At 39.8% G+C, this 18,186-nt stretch carries 20 protein-coding genes; 3 read left to right on the top strand and 17 right to left on the bottom strand.

Annotation, left to right across the window (positions count from 1 at the left end; all coding sequences use genetic code 11):
* Positions 1-49: 49 nt before the first annotated feature.
* Complete coding sequence (argS, locus tag MK482_RS01380; protein WP_125410846.1) at positions 50-1,741, top strand: arginine--tRNA ligase; 1,692 nt, start codon at positions 50-52, stop codon at positions 1,739-1,741.
* Between the two features lie 303 nt (positions 1,742-2,044).
* Positions 2,045-2,290: a hypothetical protein gene (locus MK482_RS01375; RefSeq protein WP_049544515.1), complete on the top strand. Its 246-nt coding sequence runs from the start codon at positions 2,045-2,047 to the stop codon at positions 2,288-2,290.
* Positions 2,291-2,453: 163 nt separating this feature from the next.
* Here MK482_RS01375 and nrdI read toward each other — a convergent pair whose 3' ends face one another.
* The 5 genes from nrdI to MK482_RS01350 all read right to left on the bottom strand — a co-directional run bounded on the left by nrdI (position 2,454) and on the right by MK482_RS01350 (position 7,150).
* On the bottom strand, positions 2,454-2,918 hold the full coding sequence (nrdI, locus tag MK482_RS01370; RefSeq protein ID WP_125410845.1) for a class Ib ribonucleoside-diphosphate reductase assembly flavoprotein NrdI: 465 nt from the start codon (positions 2,916-2,918) through the stop codon (positions 2,454-2,456).
* 77 nt (positions 2,919-2,995) lie between these two features.
* On the bottom strand, positions 2,996-3,529 hold the full coding sequence (locus MK482_RS01365) for an ABC transporter permease (protein WP_124787510.1): 534 nt from the start codon (positions 3,527-3,529) through the stop codon (positions 2,996-2,998).
* A 60-nt stretch (positions 3,530-3,589) separates the two neighbouring features.
* Positions 3,590-4,876, bottom strand: coding sequence for a response regulator transcription factor (locus tag MK482_RS01360; RefSeq protein WP_125410844.1), 1,287 nt, complete (start codon positions 4,874-4,876; stop codon positions 3,590-3,592).
* An 11-nt stretch (positions 4,877-4,887) separates the two neighbouring features.
* Positions 4,888-6,558, bottom strand: a complete 1,671-nt coding sequence (locus MK482_RS01355) for a sensor histidine kinase (RefSeq protein WP_125410843.1) — start codon at positions 6,556-6,558, stop codon at positions 4,888-4,890.
* Positions 6,536-7,150: a YesL family protein gene (locus tag MK482_RS01350; protein WP_125410842.1), complete on the bottom strand. Its 615-nt coding sequence runs from the start codon at positions 7,148-7,150 to the stop codon at positions 6,536-6,538. The genes MK482_RS01355 and MK482_RS01350 overlap by 23 nt, the downstream gene beginning before the upstream one ends.
* A gap of 134 nt (positions 7,151-7,284) precedes the next feature.
* Between MK482_RS01350 and MK482_RS01345 the strand changes: the two genes are divergently transcribed.
* Positions 7,285-7,854, top strand: a complete 570-nt coding sequence (locus tag MK482_RS01345; protein ID WP_125410841.1) for an MptD family putative ECF transporter S component — start codon at positions 7,285-7,287, stop codon at positions 7,852-7,854.
* Between the two features lie 28 nt (positions 7,855-7,882).
* On the opposite strand, the gene MK482_RS01340 is transcribed toward MK482_RS01345, so the two are convergent.
* The 12 genes from MK482_RS01340 to MK482_RS01285 all read right to left on the bottom strand — a co-directional run bounded on the left by MK482_RS01340 (position 7,883) and on the right by MK482_RS01285 (position 18,182).
* Entirely contained in the window at positions 7,883-8,575 is a 693-nt protein-coding gene (locus MK482_RS01340; protein ID WP_125410840.1) for a methionine ABC transporter permease, read from the bottom strand.
* A 1-nt stretch (position 8,576) separates the two neighbouring features.
* Positions 8,577-9,638 carry a methionine ABC transporter ATP-binding protein gene (locus MK482_RS01335; protein ID WP_261035263.1) on the bottom strand — a complete coding sequence of 354 codons (1,062 nt, stop codon included), beginning with the start codon at positions 9,636-9,638 and terminating at the stop codon, positions 8,577-8,579.
* Positions 9,631-11,004 (bottom strand): M20 family metallopeptidase, encoded by a 1,374-nt coding sequence (locus tag MK482_RS01330; protein WP_261032738.1) that lies wholly within the window; start codon positions 11,002-11,004, stop codon positions 9,631-9,633. The genes MK482_RS01335 and MK482_RS01330 overlap by 8 nt, the downstream gene beginning before the upstream one ends.
* Positions 11,005-11,100: 96 nt before the next feature.
* The gene (locus MK482_RS01325; protein ID WP_268717781.1) at positions 11,101-11,955 is read right to left on the bottom strand and encodes a MetQ/NlpA family ABC transporter substrate-binding protein; all 855 of its coding nucleotides are present in this window, start codon (positions 11,953-11,955) and stop codon (positions 11,101-11,103) included.
* A gap of 153 nt (positions 11,956-12,108) precedes the next feature.
* Entirely contained in the window at positions 12,109-12,936 is an 828-nt protein-coding gene (locus MK482_RS01320; protein WP_268717780.1) for an amino acid ABC transporter substrate-binding protein, read from the bottom strand.
* A gap of 103 nt (positions 12,937-13,039) precedes the next feature.
* Positions 13,040-13,363, bottom strand: coding sequence for an AzlD domain-containing protein (locus tag MK482_RS01315; RefSeq protein ID WP_023945155.1), 324 nt, complete (start codon positions 13,361-13,363; stop codon positions 13,040-13,042).
* The gene (locus MK482_RS01310; protein ID WP_268717779.1) at positions 13,353-14,048 is read right to left on the bottom strand and encodes an AzlC family ABC transporter permease; all 696 of its coding nucleotides are present in this window, start codon (positions 14,046-14,048) and stop codon (positions 13,353-13,355) included. The genes MK482_RS01315 and MK482_RS01310 overlap by 11 nt, the downstream gene beginning before the upstream one ends.
* A gap of 125 nt (positions 14,049-14,173) precedes the next feature.
* Positions 14,174-14,686: an HdeD family acid-resistance protein gene (locus tag MK482_RS01305; RefSeq protein ID WP_000036821.1), complete on the bottom strand. Its 513-nt coding sequence runs from the start codon at positions 14,684-14,686 to the stop codon at positions 14,174-14,176.
* Positions 14,686-15,312 (bottom strand): TetR/AcrR family transcriptional regulator, encoded by a 627-nt coding sequence (locus MK482_RS01300; RefSeq protein WP_001224323.1) that lies wholly within the window; start codon positions 15,310-15,312, stop codon positions 14,686-14,688. The genes MK482_RS01305 and MK482_RS01300 overlap by 1 nt, the downstream gene beginning before the upstream one ends.
* Before the next feature lie 143 nt (positions 15,313-15,455).
* Positions 15,456-16,682 (bottom strand): MFS transporter, encoded by a 1,227-nt coding sequence (locus MK482_RS01295; protein WP_004254988.1) that lies wholly within the window; start codon positions 16,680-16,682, stop codon positions 15,456-15,458.
* 121 nt (positions 16,683-16,803) lie between these two features.
* Positions 16,804-17,088, bottom strand: a complete 285-nt coding sequence (locus MK482_RS01290; protein WP_004254985.1) for a bacteriocin immunity protein — start codon at positions 17,086-17,088, stop codon at positions 16,804-16,806.
* A gap of 230 nt (positions 17,089-17,318) precedes the next feature.
* Positions 17,319-18,182, bottom strand: a complete 864-nt coding sequence (locus MK482_RS01285; protein ID WP_020901821.1) for an Rgg/GadR/MutR family transcriptional regulator — start codon at positions 18,180-18,182, stop codon at positions 17,319-17,321.
* Between the last annotated feature and the right edge of the window lie 4 nt (positions 18,183-18,186).

Below are 18,186 nucleotides of genomic sequence, written 5' to 3'. Positions count from 1 at the left end.
TCTTTAAAATTGTGATAAAATAGTAGAAAAGTCCAAAAAGGAGCTCTTAATGAATACAAAAGAATTGATTGCTAGCGAGTTGGCTAGCGTCATTGATAGCCTGGACCAAGAGGCTATTTTAAATTTACTAGAAACCCCTAAAAACTCAGAAATGGGAGACATCGCTTTCCCTGCTTTTTCTCTTGCAAAAGTCGAACGTAAGGCACCTCAAATGATTGCGGCTGAACTAGCTGAAAAAATTAATAGCCAAGCCTTTGAAAAGGTTGTTGCAACGGGACCTTACGTCAACTTTTTCCTTGATAAATCTGCCATTTCTGCTCAAGTATTGCAAGCTGTTATCACTGAAAAAGAACACTATGCTGACCAACATATTGGTAAACAAGAAAATGTTGTTATCGATATGTCTAGTCCCAATATCGCTAAACCATTCTCTATTGGTCACCTACGTTCAACTGTTATCGGAGATAGCTTGTCACATATTTTCCAAAAAATCGGTTATCAAACGGTCAAGGTCAATCATTTGGGAGACTGGGGTAAGCAGTTTGGGATGCTGATTGTTGCCTACAAAAAATGGGGCGACGAAGAAGCTGTAAAAGCTCATCCAATCGATGAACTCCTTAAACTCTACGTCCGCATCAATGCTGAGGCTGAAAATGACCCTAGCTTGGATGAAGAAGCACGCGAATGGTTCCGTAAACTTGAAAATGGAGACGAGGAAGCTCTCGCACTTTGGCAATGGTTCCGTGATGAAAGTTTGGTGGAATTTAACCGCCTTTACAATGAACTGAAGGTTGAATTTGACAGCTACAACGGAGAAGCCTTCTACAATGATAAAATGGATGCAGTTGTAGACATTCTTTCTAAAAAAGGACTTCTTGTTGAATCAGAAGGTGCCCAAGTTGTGAATCTTGAGAAATATGGAATTGAACATCCAGCCCTCATCAAGAAATCTGATGGAGCAACTCTCTATATCACACGTGACTTGGCTGCAGCCCTTTACCGTAAAAATGAATACCAATTTGCCAAATCTATCTATGTCGTTGGCCAAGAACAATCTGCCCACTTTAAACAACTCAAAGCCGTCTTGCAAGAAATGGGCTACGACTGGAGTAACGATATTACTCACGTTCCTTTTGGTCTGGTTACAAAAGAAGGAAAAAAACTCTCTACTCGTAAAGGGAATGTCATCTTGCTAGAGCCTACTGTTGCAGAGGCTGTTAGTCGCGCCAAGGCCCAAATCGAGGCTAAAAATCCTGAATTGGAAAACAAAGACCAGGTAGCGCATGCTGTTGGAGTCGGAGCCATTAAATTCTATGACCTCAAGACCGACCGTACAAATGGGTATGATTTCGATCTAGAAGCTATGGTATCCTTCGAGGGGGAAACTGGACCTTACGTTCAATATGCTTACGCTCGTATCCAATCTATCTTACGCAAAGCAGATTTCAAACCAGAAACAGCTAGCAACTATAGCTTGAATGATGCTGAAAGCTGGGAAATCATCAAACTCATCCAAGACTTCCCACGTATTATCAACCGTGCTGCGGATAACTTTGAGCCTTCTATCATTGCTAAATTTGCAATTAGCCTGGCTCAAGCCTTTAACAAATACTATGCACATACGCGCATCTTGGATGAAAGCTCAGAACGCGACAGCCGTCTAGCCCTTAGCTATGCAACCGCAGTCGTTCTCAAAGAAGCCCTTCGCTTGCTTGGAGTAGATGCGCCAGAGAAGATGTAAATCGCCAAAGTTACTTGATTGCGGAGCAATCTAAGTAACTAACGCCAAATCCTATAAGGGATTTGGCTAGGCGCTTCACTAGTCTTTCGATAGAAATATTATCGATTTCTACCGAAAGACGTCGTAATCTTCAAGTTACTTGATTGTAAAGCAGTCTAAGTAACTAAGACCAAAGCCTATACGGATTTTGGTTTAGAGGTCTATCAAAAATCTTATCAAGTTTTTGCTAGCTTGTTCTGCTATTTTAGATCCACTAAATCGATTTATTCACTACTACTTCTTTATCATACAGGGAGATATCCTATGAGCCAATATGCTTATATCCTCGTTGTGATTAGCTTGGTTTTCCTTTTTCTGCTTAATAAGTACGAGAAAGAGAGACTGCAAAAACTCTACCAAGAACAACTTTTAAAGGATGAAACATTTAGGACTGATATCAAAGAGAAAATTCAAACGACTGAAAACATCAATGATGTCATTGCGTATATCAATAAAACTTACCATCTGGGAATGTTGCTATCAAAAGACATTACAGATCAATTGAAATAATCAAAAACCGAGAAGAAAGCTTCTCGGTTTTTTAGGGCAGGTTTTTTATCTTACAACCATATCAAGTAACATTTATATAAAAGTTTATCGGTAATTTTTATCCCTACTATAAAGGAGTGTATAATAACTTCTTTCTTCTAATGATTGAAAGATTGGTTTCAGCTTAACTTTCCAACTCATACAAATCCGCAATAATTGCAGCCACATGCTTGATATCTTCCAGCATACCTCGCATTTCAAAGTCAGCCAATACAGGAAAATTAAAACGTTGACTGTATTGCTTAGCTGTCAGGCAGTATTGGTTATTAAAGTTACGATTTCCTGAACCAACCACACCAAAACACTTACTAGCATTGTCACCATAGGCGATAAAATCCCCCACTGGTGTCGTCAAAATCTCAACATCTCCGTTATCAACGCCATTCCCACCTTCTAGGTAGGTCGGCAAAAAAGCAACATAGGGATGGTCCATTTCATAGAAATCTTGGCCTTCCTTGACCAAATCCTTGATATGAATCTTTTGAACCTCAATTCCCTCGTACTGGGACAAGAGATAATCTTTCAAGCGCGTCACAAAACTCTCAGTGTTTCCACTCAAACTGATATAAACTAAAGAAATTGTCTTCATATGTACCTCCATGATTTTATCTATAATCGAAAAACAACTACCAAGATTGTATCTTGATAGTTATTTTTTGTCAATACTTAGGCAAGTTCTTCTGTTTCCTCTTCTTCTGCCAAGGCTTTCTGTTGACGCCACATCTTATAGAAGACAAGGGCTAGGAAAAGAACATTGATGACAATATAGAAAATGCTAACAGCTTTTGAACCAATACTCATTGTCAAACGCATGGTCTCATCTTTAACCAACTGGACAGCGTCTTGCAAAGCCACATAGCTATAAATTGAACCAATAATAGCTAACAAAACATAGCCAACATAAGTATAATTTGCATATTGCAAATTTTTACGAACAAGGAACACAATCGCTACTACCACTAAAATAGCAGACAGCACAATCAAGGCAACATTAAAAATAGAATGAGATGCTTCTGCTACTCTATAGGTGTAATTAAGCTGGTCTTCTAATTGCTGAGCACTAATCCCTTCAATAGTTTTCTGACTCGCACGAACGGCTTCTTTGCTAGGTAAGGGACTCAAAATTCCAAACAGAGACGTAACTGAAATAAGAGCAGACAAGATTAGCAAGACCCATAGATAAATCGGTTTCTTTTTCATGATATAACCTCCTGATATTATTATTTATATTATAACACCTTTTGTAAGGGAATACAAATCTTATAGTATAGTTTCTACCTGTTTTCTGTAGGCTTTTGGCGATTTTCCGCACAATTTTCGGAACACTTTATAGAAATATCCAACATTACTGTAACCAACAGCATAACAAATATCTTCGATACTGTCACTAGTTGAAAGCAAAAGTTGTTGGGCAGCCTTAATACGTTGTTTATTGAGTAATTCAGCAAAGGTCGAATTGGTTTCTCGCTTAATCAACTGCCCCAGATAGACAGGATTGATAAAGAGATCCTTACTGATATCCTTGAGGGAAAGTTCTTTTTGATAATCACGCCCAATGACTTCTAGCACACTAACCACATTTTCATTCATACGATATTGTCCAAAGAATCGGGTCAGAGTACCTTTAATATAAGAAACCAACTTCTCAAAAGAATTAATCTCATGAATCGTTTTGACCATCTCAGTCATATCATCCGCCTTCAAATTCTCAAATAAATGGAAAATATCCATGACAAACTGTGTAAAAAGTTGTTTGGTGATCGCCACTCTTGGTGTATTCTCTAAAACAACTTTCTCCAGTAGTGTCAGCTCCTCAATGATTTGAGTGATATTCCCCTGGATAATCACGCGATATATTGGTTCATAATAAGTGAATAGACTTTCAGATTTTTCCAAATTTACCGAACCGTAAAAGAGGGCTTTCTCAGCATTCAGCTTCCAGCGTTCAAAGTGTTCTTGATAGGGAGCTTCAAAGGGAGTAACGACTAAACCATCTAGAGGTTGGTCAGAAATGAAAATCTGCCAATCTTGACCCAAGACATAGTAGGGAATGGTGAAGGAGCCTTGTTTTTCCTTAGATAGTCCTATCCACCAATTCTCCTTACCTCCTAGATAACTAACAAATCCAGTCTCGTCTAAATCTTGACTGAGGGTCTGACCTTTCTTCCCTCTCTCTCCAAGCTGACCTGTAATCTTCTCCAGCAGATTTCCCAACTCTACCTTATCTACTGGCTTGACCAAATAGTCCACCACACTAAGGTTCATTGCTCTTTTTACATAATCAAACTCCTGATAACCTGAAAGCAGGATATAGGCGGCATCTGGTAAGATCTCTTTCATTTCCCGAATCATATCAAGCCCTGTTTTGTCGGGCATATTGACATCTGAAATGATGACATCAACGAGATTTTCCTGAACATATTCTAGGGCTTCATCAGCATGACTGGCTGTTGCGACGACCTCCATACCCCACTTATCAAAGGGAATCAAACGTTTCAGACCTTCTGTCACCATGTACTCATCATCTACTAATAATACTTTATACATTTTCTCCCTTTCTACTCATCTTGAATTGTAATACGATACTGAACACCTGCTTGCTCCGCAGACTCTATCGTAATGGCATAGCGGTCCCCAAAATAGAGTACAAAACGCTCATGGACATTGACAATCCCAATAGACTGCTTTTGATCACTGTAACTGACTTGGTGTTCAAAATGTCTCTGACTTAATTTTTCTCGAATATTTGCCAGCTTTTCAGACGACATACCACGACCATTATCTACCACTAAAATTTCCACAAAACCATCTCGTTTAAGAGCTTTAATGCTAATCACATTATCTGTACGTCTGTGGTCAACACCATGCGCAAAATAATTTTCTACCAGCGGTTGCAAGGTAAACTTAGGAATCTTTATATTCTCTAACTCTGGGTCTATCTTGAAACCATAGGCAATGGACTTGGGATAACGAACCATGCAAAGATAACTATATTTACGACAAAATTCTAATTCCTGCTTGAGAAGAGTTTCTCTTTCGTCCGAAATATTGTTACGCAACAGGCTACTGAACTCATAAATGATATCCGCTAACTCATCTTGACTTTGCATGACTGCATACATACGCAAGAACTCCAGCGTATTATACATGAAGTGAGGATTAATCTGAGCCTGTAAGGCTCTCATATTGGCATCTTTTTGACTAAGTTCTAACTGATAAATATCATGGATATTCTTTTCTAATCGATCCAACATATCATTGGTCGTCTCCGCGATTAGAAGCAATTCCTGATCCTTTTCAAGTGTGTCAATACGAAGACCTTCCTCTCCTTGGGCAATAGCTTGGATGGAATCCACCAAATCCACTACCTGCTTTTGATAATTTGAGAAAGTCTTCCTCAAGGTAACATATAGTATGACAATAAAGAGGAAACTCAAACTAACAATTAGAGCCGAACTTCTTAAGGTGCCAAACAGAACAAAGTTCCTAGCAACAGCTACTTGAACTCTGTAGCCATGAGAAGTAATACCTACAAACCAATTTTCTTTATCTGAGGACAATTGTTCCCCAATATGAAACATCTCTGTCTCAAAAGGAGAGGTTACAAATACAGCCATAGGTATATGCCCCCTAGTATTATCAATAGCTCCATTTAAGACATTGGGAGATAAAGAGATATAGACAACTCCCAAATCTTTATCCGAGACAGGATCAGATACAGGAATGGCAAAACTGTTTTCTGCTGGTTTAAAATCCTCAGCTGAGATTTTCTCTCCACCGCGTTTGTCTCTGGCTGACACATAAACTTCTTTATAGTCCTGAAGAGCAATCGCAACTCCAGTAACAAAATCATTCCGAACATAGAGATCATCAATATTTTCATATAAAGACACTGATATATACGGAGAAGCCTTACGTTCTAACTGCCAATAAAAATATTCAGGCGTACTCAGACTAAAATACTTATAAATTCCCTCGATACGAGCCTGATTTTCAACCAAAGCCTGCGCTAGCTGGGCTGACTCCCGATAATAATACTCTACCTCATCGACTGTTCGAGTGGTTACACGCTGGGCTACTCTTTGAGCTTCCTTTTCCCGTGAATCCCAGTCAGCGTAAGAGAGTAAGATTGCAAAACTCGCAATAATAATCATCATAACTGAACTGTAGGTTCTTAGAAGCGTATGTAGCCAAAACTGCTTCATTCTATTTTGTCGCCAATTTTTCATGAATGCTTTCATAGACTGGTTCCAACATATCACTGATAAAGAAATGCCACATCCCAATTCCTACAAAGAAAAGTAGGGCAGGCATATAGTAACCAATTGCCACAAGTAGCACAGTCCCAAGAAAAACCTTAGCCACAGCTGCTAGACTCATAAAAATGCCAATCAAGGATAGTTTGAGACTATTTCGATAAGACAAGTCAAAATAAACTTGTAATTTCAAAGACACTGTATAGGCCAAAAAGATGAGGGGAACTACTAAGACATTCAAAAAGGTCGCAATCAAATGAACGATGGTCTGATGAGGTAATTGAACCAACAGATACAAACCATAGACCAAAACTAGATCTAACCCTAGAAAGCTATAGAAAATCAGGTTGCTTGAGATGAAATTTTGCTTATAAAGAGACCACGCCTCCTTCAAACTGTATTCCCGAAAGCTATAACCATGTTCTGCATACAGGCTCATCAAGGTGGCACTAGCCGGCGCTAGACCAAGGATAATCCCTCCTGCCAATGTTAATAGCCAAAAGAAGGCTGTCGCAATCATCCCTAAAAAGAAACGATTAAAGACAAAGTCTAAAAATCTACCCATGATATCCCCCTAAAAATAACTATAAAACTATTATATCATATTTTAAGCGTTTTCAAAAACTTCTATTTTCCATTTACAATCCCATCAAACCGTGGTACAATGAGAATTGTGAGAAAATTATCAGGAGACAATTCATGAAAAAATCTATCTTAACTACACTGCTTTTTGCAGTTCTTTACTTCCTCTGCATGGGGATTGGTGTCCTTTTGGGCAATCTCTTTGACCAAACTGGAAACATGTTTTATGCGCCTGCCTTTACTGCCCTTGTCGGCGGTAGCGTCTATATGATCCTAGTCGCAAAAATTCCGCGCTTTGGAGCCATTACCACTATCGGCCTTGTCATGGCCTTCTTTTTCTTGGGATCTAAACACGGTGCTGGTGCCTTCCTTCCTGGAATTATCTGTGGCCTCCTAGCAGATGGAATAGCTCATTTAGGAAAATACAAGGACCAAACAAAGAATTTCCTCTCTTTCGTTATTTTCGCCTTTAGCACATCAGGACCAATTCTACTTATGTGGATTACTCCCAAAGCCTATATGGCTACTCTTCTGGCAAGAGGAAAATCCCAAGAATATATTGACCGTATCATGGTCGCGCCAAACCCTGGAACCGTTCTTCTATTTATCGCAAGTATTGTCATCGGAGCCCTAGTGGGTGCCTTGATTGGACAAGCCTTGAGTAAAAAATTGGCACAGAAAATCTGATTACTAAAAAAGAGCCGCACGGCTCTTTTTATTTATGGCTCAATTTCTTAGTCAAGAAGTCTCCCAAGAATTGGATTACAAAAATAATCAAAATGATAATGATGGTTGCCAAGATAGTCACATCGTGATTGTAACGGTTAAATCCATAAGCGATGGCTACGTTACCAATACCGCCGGCTCCAACCGCACCAGCCATAGCTGTTTCCCCAACAAGGGAAATCAAGGTCACAGTCGTCACACGGATCAAATCTGGAAGACCTTCTGATAGGTAAACACCTATGATATCCCAGAATGTCGCTCCGCTAGCTTGAGCTGCCTCAATGACACCGCCATCCAGTTCAGCCAAGACCACCTGCACCTGACGGGCAAAGAAGGCAAAGACTGCAAAAGAAAGTGGGACAAGGGCTGCATTTGGCCCGATACTTGTTTTCACAATCAAGTGAGAAAGGGGAGACAAGATTGCCAAGAGGATGATGAAAGGAACCGCACGGAAAATGGAAGTAATCTTGTCTAAAATCCAGAAGACAACCTTATTTTCCAAAACACCACCTGGCGCTGTTAAGACGAGAAAGAGACCTGCCACTAACCCCAAGAATCCTCCGATGATGAAAGAAAGAACTGTCATATAAAGAGTTAGATAGATGGCTGTTCCCCAGCCTGCTTGACCAGCCCAGCCCATTTTATATACATTTGGTAAATAGGTTTGAATCAATGATTCCATCTTACTGTCCTCCCTTCAATACTTTTAGTTGTACGCCTGCTTGACGAATGGCTTCTTGGGCGCCTGCTAGCGCTGCTTTTTCACCTGACAAGACCACAACCAATTCTCCAACAGGAGTACCATCGAGGATTTCGATATTTCCATAGAGGATATTAGCCGTTACTTGGTAATTCTTGTACAATTCATTCAAAAGTGGCTCGTCTGTTGAAGCCCCTGCATACTTGAGCTGCACCAAAAGGCTGTTTTCAGACAAGTGTTCCACGATTTCTTGTTTCTCGATTTTGACCATGGCTTCGTCAATACCAGTGGCTGTTGAGATAAAGTCTTGCGTCAAAGGTTGTTTAGGATTTGAGAAGATTTCAAGGACGCTACCCTCTTCAATCAAATGCCCATCCTGCATAACTGCCACACGGTTGGCAATATCTTTGACAATCTGCATTTCATGCGTAATTAAGACAACGGTCAATCCTAATTTATGGTTCAAATCTTGCAACAAGGCCAAAATTTGCTTGGTTGTCTTCGGATCAAGGGCAGAAGTCGACTCGTCTGAAATCAAGATTTTTGGATCATTTGCCAAGGCACGCGCAATGGCCACACGCTGTTTTTGCCCTCCAGATAGTTGTGAAGGGTAGTTTTCAGCACGGTCTGCCAAGCCAACCAAGTCCAACAACTTAGCTACTTTAACCTTCTTTTCTTCCTTGCTGAGCCCAGAATGTTTAAGTGCAAAGGCTACATTCTCCTCTGCTGTCTTTTGGCTCATCAGGTTAAAATGCTGGAAAATCATTCCAATATCTTGACGTTTACGACGCAACTGCTCTGCCGTCAAGGTCACCTTACCATCAAAAATCACATCGTCGTCAATGGTAATTTTCCCTGCAGATGGTTTTTGCAAGAGGTTAATCACCCGTACAAGGGTTGATTTCCCTGCTCCAGAATATCCAACAATTCCGTAGATATCCCCTTCTTGGATGTGAATGGTCACATCCTTGACCGCTGTGATGGTTCTCTTCTTTTGATGAAAAGTCACATCGATCTGATCTAACTTGATAATATCTCTACTCATAGCTTCTAATCAGCTCCTCTACTAATTCAATATGGGTGTAGTAATCGGCGATTCGCACGTTCTCATCTCCACCGTGGTCTCGACTGTTGGCATTTCCTAGACCGAAGGCCACCATTGGCACCTCTAGGGCATCAAAGACCGTATGCATAGGCCCGGTACCCGCTGTCGTCGGCAAGACTGAAACGCCCTGTGGATAGAATTTCTTGGCCAACTCAATCACATTGAGAATGGCTGGTGCGCTCATATCGCTTCGATAGCTCATCTCTCCCAAGGTATAGTATAATTCTACCTTATCAAAGCCATTTTTGTCTAGCTGTTTCCGAATTTTTTCCAGAACATCATGCGGTTCTAGGCCAGGAACCAAACGAACTTCTAGCTTAGCGCTGGCTTCTGCTGGCAAAATCGTTTTGACTCCTTGTCCCTGATAACCTGACTGAATCCCTTCGATATTAAGAGCTGGCTCGAAAAAGAATCGTTTTAGAAAGGCTGCACGGTCCTCTTGTAAAAGAGGCAATTCCAAACCATAAATCTGGCTGATTTCCCCTGGATTTCGTTGGGCATAGGTATCCACCAAGGCTAATTCACGTTCATTTGGCTCTTGTACTTCTTCGTACAAACCTTCAACCAAGATACGGCCATCTGCAGCACGAAGAGACTGTAGAGCTTGAAGGAGGTACCAGGGAGCTGACTCCACAACCCCACCATAACTAGAGTGGATATCCACATCAGCACTTTTCACCTTGGCATCAAAGGTCACAATCCCCTTATTTCCACCAGAAATTTCTAGCTGTTCCAAGGCATTTTTGGTTCCTTGTTCCCAGACCAACAAATCTGCACCACGGAGTTTATCCGCATGTTTTTCCAGATACTTATCCAGGTCTGTCGAAGCCGATTCCTCCGCACCCTCCATGATAAAACTAATATTGACAGGCAGATCATCATGATGCTGCATATATTTTCTCAAAGCACTCAAACGAGCTGTGATATGACCCTTGTCGTCATCAACCCCACGCCCATATATGAAGCCATTGCGGACTGAAAGAGTAAAAGGATCTTCTGTCCAGACCTGATCCCCATCAGCTGGCACAGTGTCATAGTGGTTATAGAAAATCAAGGTCTTGGCATCTGGGCGCGAACTCTTGAAATGCGCCATAACAAAGGGCGCCGTATAAGTCTCATCAATCTCCACTTCAGCCCCCACACGCTTGAAAATCTCACCCAGATAGTTGGCAACTTCTTTGAGACCCACCTGTTGGGCAAAGACTGATTTCTTAGAAATCAAGGTACGCAAAACCTCAAAATAATGCTGGGCTACATGATCCTTTTCAAATTTTTCAATCTGTTCTTGTTCGCTAGGAAAAACCATATTCTCTCTACCTTTCTATGAACTACTCTTCCTGACAATCCATGCTCTATACAAAAGCAAGAGGTGGAATTTTCTCTCCCACCTCCCTGTTTCTTATTACCAAACTGGTTGATCCAAACCGTCTGATGTTTCTTCGATAACTTTTTTCACTTCATCTGTATGGTAAGCTGCAACAACTTTCTTGATAGCGTCAGCTTTTGGTGATGTTTCCCAATCTTTCTTCGCAACGATAATGTTGTACCATTGTTTTGAATTTTCATCAGCTTGTTCTTTGAAAAGTGCTTTCTTGTAGTCCAATTTTGCTTCTGTAACGAAGGTATTGTTTACAACAGCAGCGTCAACTGATGACAATGAACGAGCTGTTTGGCTAGCGTCCAATTCAGTGATTTTCAAGTTCTTTGGATTTTCTTTGATGTTAGCAACTGTTGCAAGAGTAGTTCCTGAAACGTCCAATTTAATCAAGCCAGCTGATTGAAGCAAGTAAAGCGCACGGCTTTCGTTTGTAGCGTCATTCGGTACAGAGATTTCTCCGTTTGCTGGGATATCTTCTACTTTAGTGTACTTGTTGTCACTTCCATTCAAACCTGAGTAAAGACGGATTGGAGAGATATAAGTATCTGCAATCGCTACAAGGTCTTTTCCGTTTTCTTTGTTCCAGTTGTTCAAGAAGTTATAGTGTTGGAAAGCGTTCAAATCTACTTCGCCATCAGCAGTTGCCTTGTTTGGTTGTGAGTAGTCTGTGAACTCTGTAAATTCCAAGGTAATGCCGTCTTTTTTAACCAATTCTTGGATTTTGTCCCAACGTTTTTCTTCAGAACCGCTACGGTTAACAGTTGCGATTTTGATAGTTGTTGTACTGTCTGCTTTCTTTTCTGAGTTTCCGCAAGCTGCAAGAGCCAAACCTGCGACTGTAGCAAGGGCTGCTACACCAAGCCATTTTTTGATTTTCATGATTCTTTCTCCTTAAAAATAATACCGTACTAGTATCTCACAATTTGTTTGATTTCACAAATTGTTATTAGATAGTCAGATATATAGTTTAAAACTATATCCCTAAAGACTTAGAAATCACCCATCTGAATCAGAATGGATGACTTCAAATAATTATTTAATATCAGCTTCTGCTGGTAGGTAAGTGTCTCCGAAGAATTGTTTAGACAGTTTTTCAAGAGTTCCGTCTTTGTAGAGTTCTTGGATGCGTTTGTCCACAAATGTTTTCAACTCATCTTGACCTTTGGCAAGAAGTGGGTAAACGTAAGGTTGTTGGTCGCTTGGAAGTTCGATAACTTTCAAGTTGTCCAAACCTTGGTTCTTGATAACTGTTTCAACACCAATCTTATCAAAAATCTTGTAGTCAAACTGGCCATCGCTCAAGCGTCCCATGATTTGTTGGAAGTCTGCTCTAGTATAGTTAAGGACAGTTGGATTATCTGAGTGTTGTTTGTTATAGTCTTCCAACTGTTTAGCAGATGTTGTCCCTTGAACAACTTCTGTTGATTTTCCACCGATATCATCAAGCGATTTGATGCTAGAGTCGTCTTTTTTCACTACAAGAACGTTAGGGTTTTTAGCAGTTGGAGCTGCATAAAGGTATTTTTCTGCACGTTCTTTAGTGTAGCTGATGTTGTTAACGGCCATTTGATAACGGTCAGCGTCAAGTCCTGCAAAGACTCCTGACCACTCTGTCTTCTCAAACTTGACATCATACTTTTCAGAATCTTTAAAGATAGCACGAACTAGTTCAATCTCATAACCAGTCAATTCGCCATTTTCTTCATAGTTGAATGGTTTTGGTGAAGCATTGGTTGCAACGATAATTTCTTTCTTGCTAGCTGCTTCTTCTTTCTTAGCACCACCTGAGCAAGCCGCAAGCACACCTGCAGCAACAAGCCCTAGGGCAGCAAGAGATGAGTATTTAACGATTTTTTTCATGTCATTTCCTCCAAAATAGAATACCTTATTATCTTATCAGAAAAAAAGTAATTATGCCATTATATGATATCTATCTCTGTGATAGATTTTCTTTATAGCCCATTTAAAATAGTAAACGTAGGACGGCAATCAAGACAACTCCAAAGAGAACTGTTCCGACTAAATTACGGTAGCGAAAGGCTACCCAAGCGGTTGGAAAGACTGCCAAGAAGTCTAGCCATTTGATTTGAGGAAGACTGCCAACCTTGCCTGTCACTACACTTGAAAGAATCAAGGCAAAGATAATAGAAACGGGCAAGAACTTCAAAAAACGCTCAACAATCGCAGGCAAGCCCTTATACTTGACCAAGATGAAGGGAATCATACGGGGAATCCATGTCACCAAGCCAGAGAAAATAACTGCTAATAAAAGATACTTACTGACCATCTAAAACCACCCCCATTGTACAACCTAGCAAGGTCGCAAACAGAACAGCTAGTGACTGAGACACCACTGTCAAGAGCAAAAAGAATGACACCGCAACAACTGCTAAGATAACGAGCAGATTGCGGACTGGAATCCGTCTTTGCATAATCTGGAATTGCGAAGCAAAAATTCCGATAAACATCCCAACCAAAGCAAAGTCTAGCCCAAAGATTTCTGGATTTGGTAGCAGACCACCTAGAGCCGTTCCAACCACTGTTCCCACAAACCAAGCCACATAGCTGTTGAGATTGTTTCCGTGCATCCACATCGGATTGACCTTGTCTGTATGGGCCAATTCGCCCATCAAAACGCCGTAGGTCTCATCTGTCAAGAGACTAGACATACCAATATTTTGCCAGAGACTGGTATGACGGAAATAGGTCGATGCGTGTAAGCTCAGCAAAAAGAGACGCAAATTAATCAAAAAGACCGTCATAGCAATAGCTGCCACGGGCGCCTGAACCGCAATCAAGGCCAACATGGCAAACTGGGCGCTCCCAGCATAAACAAAGAGGCTCATCAAGCCCATCTCAACAGGTGTCACATAGGGCGCACCGATAATCCCACAGGCCAGGCCGATACTGACATAACCAAGGGCTGTTGGCATGGCTGCCTGCGCCCCCTCCCAAAATCCTTTTTCTTTCATCTTTCTCCTCATATCGTCTTAATAAATGGGCTGAATCAGTTCCAGCCACAGCATGGACTATTATAACACATTCAGGAAAGAGAAAAAAGTCTGCTGATTGTAATCAGACAGACTCCATTTTATTCTTATTTAATCTTGAAGAATTGAACAATTGCCACAATACCTTGATAAATAAAGACAAAGGCAATGGTGTAACTAATATAGAGACCGGTCATCAATGGGTGTCCCATCATGATTAAACCTGCTACGATTCCTAAAATCCCCATCCAAACTAGAGGGGTACCTACCGATTTATCCGTCTTACGAACCTTGAAACCAACGATAGTTTTTGTAATACCATTTGTCAAGGCCCATAAAGAAATGATAAATGGTACAAATGTTACCATTTCAATAAAGCTACCTGAGAACAAGGTAAGAGCGAGGATGAGGGTAACAATTCCTCCAAATAAATTCCAGCCATGCTTTTCTTCTGATTTGAAGTATTGTACAATCTCAGAAATCCCTTGAACTGCAAATACAAGTGCAAACCAGAAAGTCATGGAAGCCAAGCTAATAAGAGGATGTGCAAACATATTAAAACCTACAAAAACTGCAAAAATACCCGCAATTAGTAACAACCATTTCCAAATTTTCGACATTATTTTTCTCCTTTTTTAGAGGAATCTTCCTCTAGTATTCCATAAATCATCATATCCAAAACCTGTGATAATTGATGTTCATATCCTGAAACCAAGTCAGGCAAACTGCTATCTGACGAAACAGTTAAATAATAGGAACGAAACATATCCTGAATCAATCGCAGATAGTCCATAGCTCGTTTCTCATCAATATGCTCTTTCAGTTTGGATTCTGATATAAGTTTTTGACAAACTTGTTCATTCAAGTCCAAAAAGATAGCTTTCTGTGGTGCAATGTCTGCTTCCAATTCTTCTGGTGTCGCAATCATTGCCTCAAAGAAAATGTGGCTATGTTCTGGGTATTGCTGATAAAATTGGTGACGTCTTTCCATATAATCAGCTAAGGAGGGCACTTGACCTTCCACCCCCAGAAACACTGCCAAAGCTTTCTCAAAACTCTCCTGAAAACAAGTTAGATAGAGGTCTGATTTCCCTGAAAAATTATGATACAAAACTCCTTTGGAAATACCATCCACTTTACAAAGTTCATTGATGACAAAACCTTGATAGCCTTTTGTAGCAAATTCAAACAAAGCAGCGGTAATGATTTTCTCTCTTCGTAGTCTTGTTTTTTCTTCTTTTCTCATGTATTTATCTCTACATTTTTTAATTATAAACCGATTGGTCTGAAATGTCAAGCAACTTTCTCAAAAATTTAACAGTCTGCTGATTGTAGCCATCATAAACAGACTGGAATCCAGTCTCAAACATATAATATACACATTCTTCGCTAAATGTTTTCACGGATATTCAAGAGTATGATAAAGGCAGCTAGAAGAAATAGCAATAAAACAAAGCTAACTGCCAGAGTTCCAAAGCTAGTAGCAATGGTTACCAAAGCTATTGTAAATAAGCTAGGTAAAACAACTGTAATGGCACCGATAGAGGATTGAACTGCTCCCATTGACTCCTCAGGTATTTGTTTAAAAATGAGTTCCTGTAATCGAGGAGAGAGGATACCTGCGAAAAAGGCATCCAAGGCACTAAAGATAAGAATCCAGTCAAAACGAACTGCCACAAAGCCAACTAAAAGGAGTAATTGGATAATAAGCGAGGCATATAGGGCTAGTTTTATGGAGATTGTATTCTTCAGATAGCCACTCACAAGGCTTCCGACAATAAGGGCTGACAATTCAAGGGTGGATAACAAGGCAAGAGATTGACCTGTTTGTAAATTCAAAAAGGGCTGATTCCTCAAAAACAGAGTAGAAACAGGAACTGTAACATTTATCACTGCTTGACTAATAGAGATAATAAACAAAACCAAGAGCACCTTATTCATATTCCATATCAATTTTGATGATTGGAGCAGATGCTGGCAAAAGGATTTTACAGAGAGTCCTTCTTGATAGCTAATCGTTTTTTCTACTTTCAAGAGGTCTGTTTTTATGAAAAGAATACCTAAAAATGCGATTAAAAAGGTCAGAGCATTCAGTAAGGAAATAGACTGGATAGATAGAATACCTAGTAAGACTCCTCCTAGAATATTACTGATTGTTTTCACTAAACTAACAGTTGACTGTTTAAATCCAATAGCTTCTGCCAGATGGTCTTGCCCAATAATTCTAATGAAAATCGGAGTGAGCATGGCGCCTGAAAAATAACTCAATGTGTCAGATAAGAGGTTAATCAGACAAATAAATGCTACTAATAACAAGGAAAAGGACTGCCCTGAAAGTGATAAAGAAACGATAGAGTAAAGCAAAAATTTTGCAAAACTAATCATTGTATATTTTAGGACACGATGATGTTGAAAATCCGCCAAAACTCCCAGAAAGATTTGCAGAACTTGAGGAAGGGTTTCTGAAATCGTGATCAGTAAAATCGCCAAAGGGGCAAAAGATGCATCTGCCACATAATTCAAAAAGGCCAGATAAAAAATCGTATCCCCAACCGTTGAAATCCACTGGTTGATGGTTAATTGCCTAAAATTTCTATTTTGAAGAAATACTTTCATCACAACTCCTTTTAAAGTTCCAGTGTATAGAAAACAAGACTTGGTTTAATATTGAACTCCAAGCCTTGCTCATATTCAGATTCATCCATTATATGATGTTCATGCCGTATTTTATAATAAATCATATCTTAAAAATACCAGACCACACTATTCCCTGCTTGTATTTAGCTTCTTTCTTTTGGACAAATTTTGCTAAATCCAACAACTCTGTCGGCGGTTCACCTTTAAAGCTCAACAATTCTTTAGAGACGGCAAAAGAAAGACGTACAGCTAACAAATCTTCATTAGTACTAGAGAACTGTTTTGCTGTTTCCAGCAATTGCTTCCTAAATTCTTCCGTCAAGCTAATTTCTTTATTATTGTATAGGGAATGAATTAACATTTGTAACTGACTTTGTTTTTCCATCGTTTACCTCATTTTATCTAGGACGCCAAGTTTCACTTTTAGTCCAGCCATTTACAGTATGCTCATAATTAAACATATACTGTACGAATTCCCATCTATAAACCACTTCTGCGACTTAGGATCTGCTTGAAGTGCTTTACAAGGATAGTATAACACGAAAATTAGCTTATTTTAGAAAATCGCATATTTGATATTTTTTCTTATAGAAATTTCAGATTTGCAATTGTTGACTACTCAATAAGTTCTTTGTATTGCTTCAAACGCAATTCGAAGAGGGCTAGCAATTGTGGATTTTCTAATACTTGCAGAGATTGGATAAATCTTTCAATCTCTTTTTGATTGCTTCCTTTGGTTTGAAGGAAAATCTTCATTTTCTTTAAAAACTGCCACAATACTTTTTCAAAAACATCGTATGGACGAAGCATGCTCTCTAGCTCAGCTTCAAAAATTGGGATATAAGAGAAAAGTTTACGCTCCATGAGTTCTGATATAATATTCAGAAATCCACTTTTCATATACAATCGATTATGTACCAACTCTTTAAATTCCCTAGATTTCTCAATTAAAGCGGTCGATAAAAATATCAAATCTTGATTGCTCAAGAAGGGCATGGTATTGCAAAAGAGATAGAGTTCAAACCAGGTCCAAGACTCAATAGCATAGAGATAGATAGTCAAAAACTCGCTATCTTCTTTTACTAATGGATAGTTCTTATTTAAGGAATGGAGTGCGTTTTTAATTACAATGGCATTCAAACGACGATAGGTCTCTGCCATCTGTTCTTGCTCGACTTCCTCCAACAGTTGCTCTAAGCCAGCGATATCTTGGTGGGCAAAGCGATCCACAACCTTTCTACCAATCTGCATATGTAGGGATTCTTGATAATTGTTTAGCTTATGACCAAACTCATCAAAATTCATATTGATCCCTTGGATGGCTAGGATCAACTTATCCGCAGATAGCATAGACTGCCCTAGTTCAAACTTGGACAACTGAGAGGCTGTTAGACCAGCACAAGCCACATCTGACTGCTTGAGCTTTCTCGCCAAACGTAATTCCTTGTAAAATTCTCCCAACTCCATTCTCTCAATCATCTCA

Origin of the sequence: Streptococcus mitis (assembly GCF_026782865.1) — a bacterium.
In the GTDB taxonomy this organism is placed as follows: domain Bacteria; phylum Bacillota; class Bacilli; order Lactobacillales; family Streptococcaceae; genus Streptococcus; species Streptococcus mitis_CG.
This window is presented reverse-complemented; position numbering and strand designations above follow the sequence as displayed.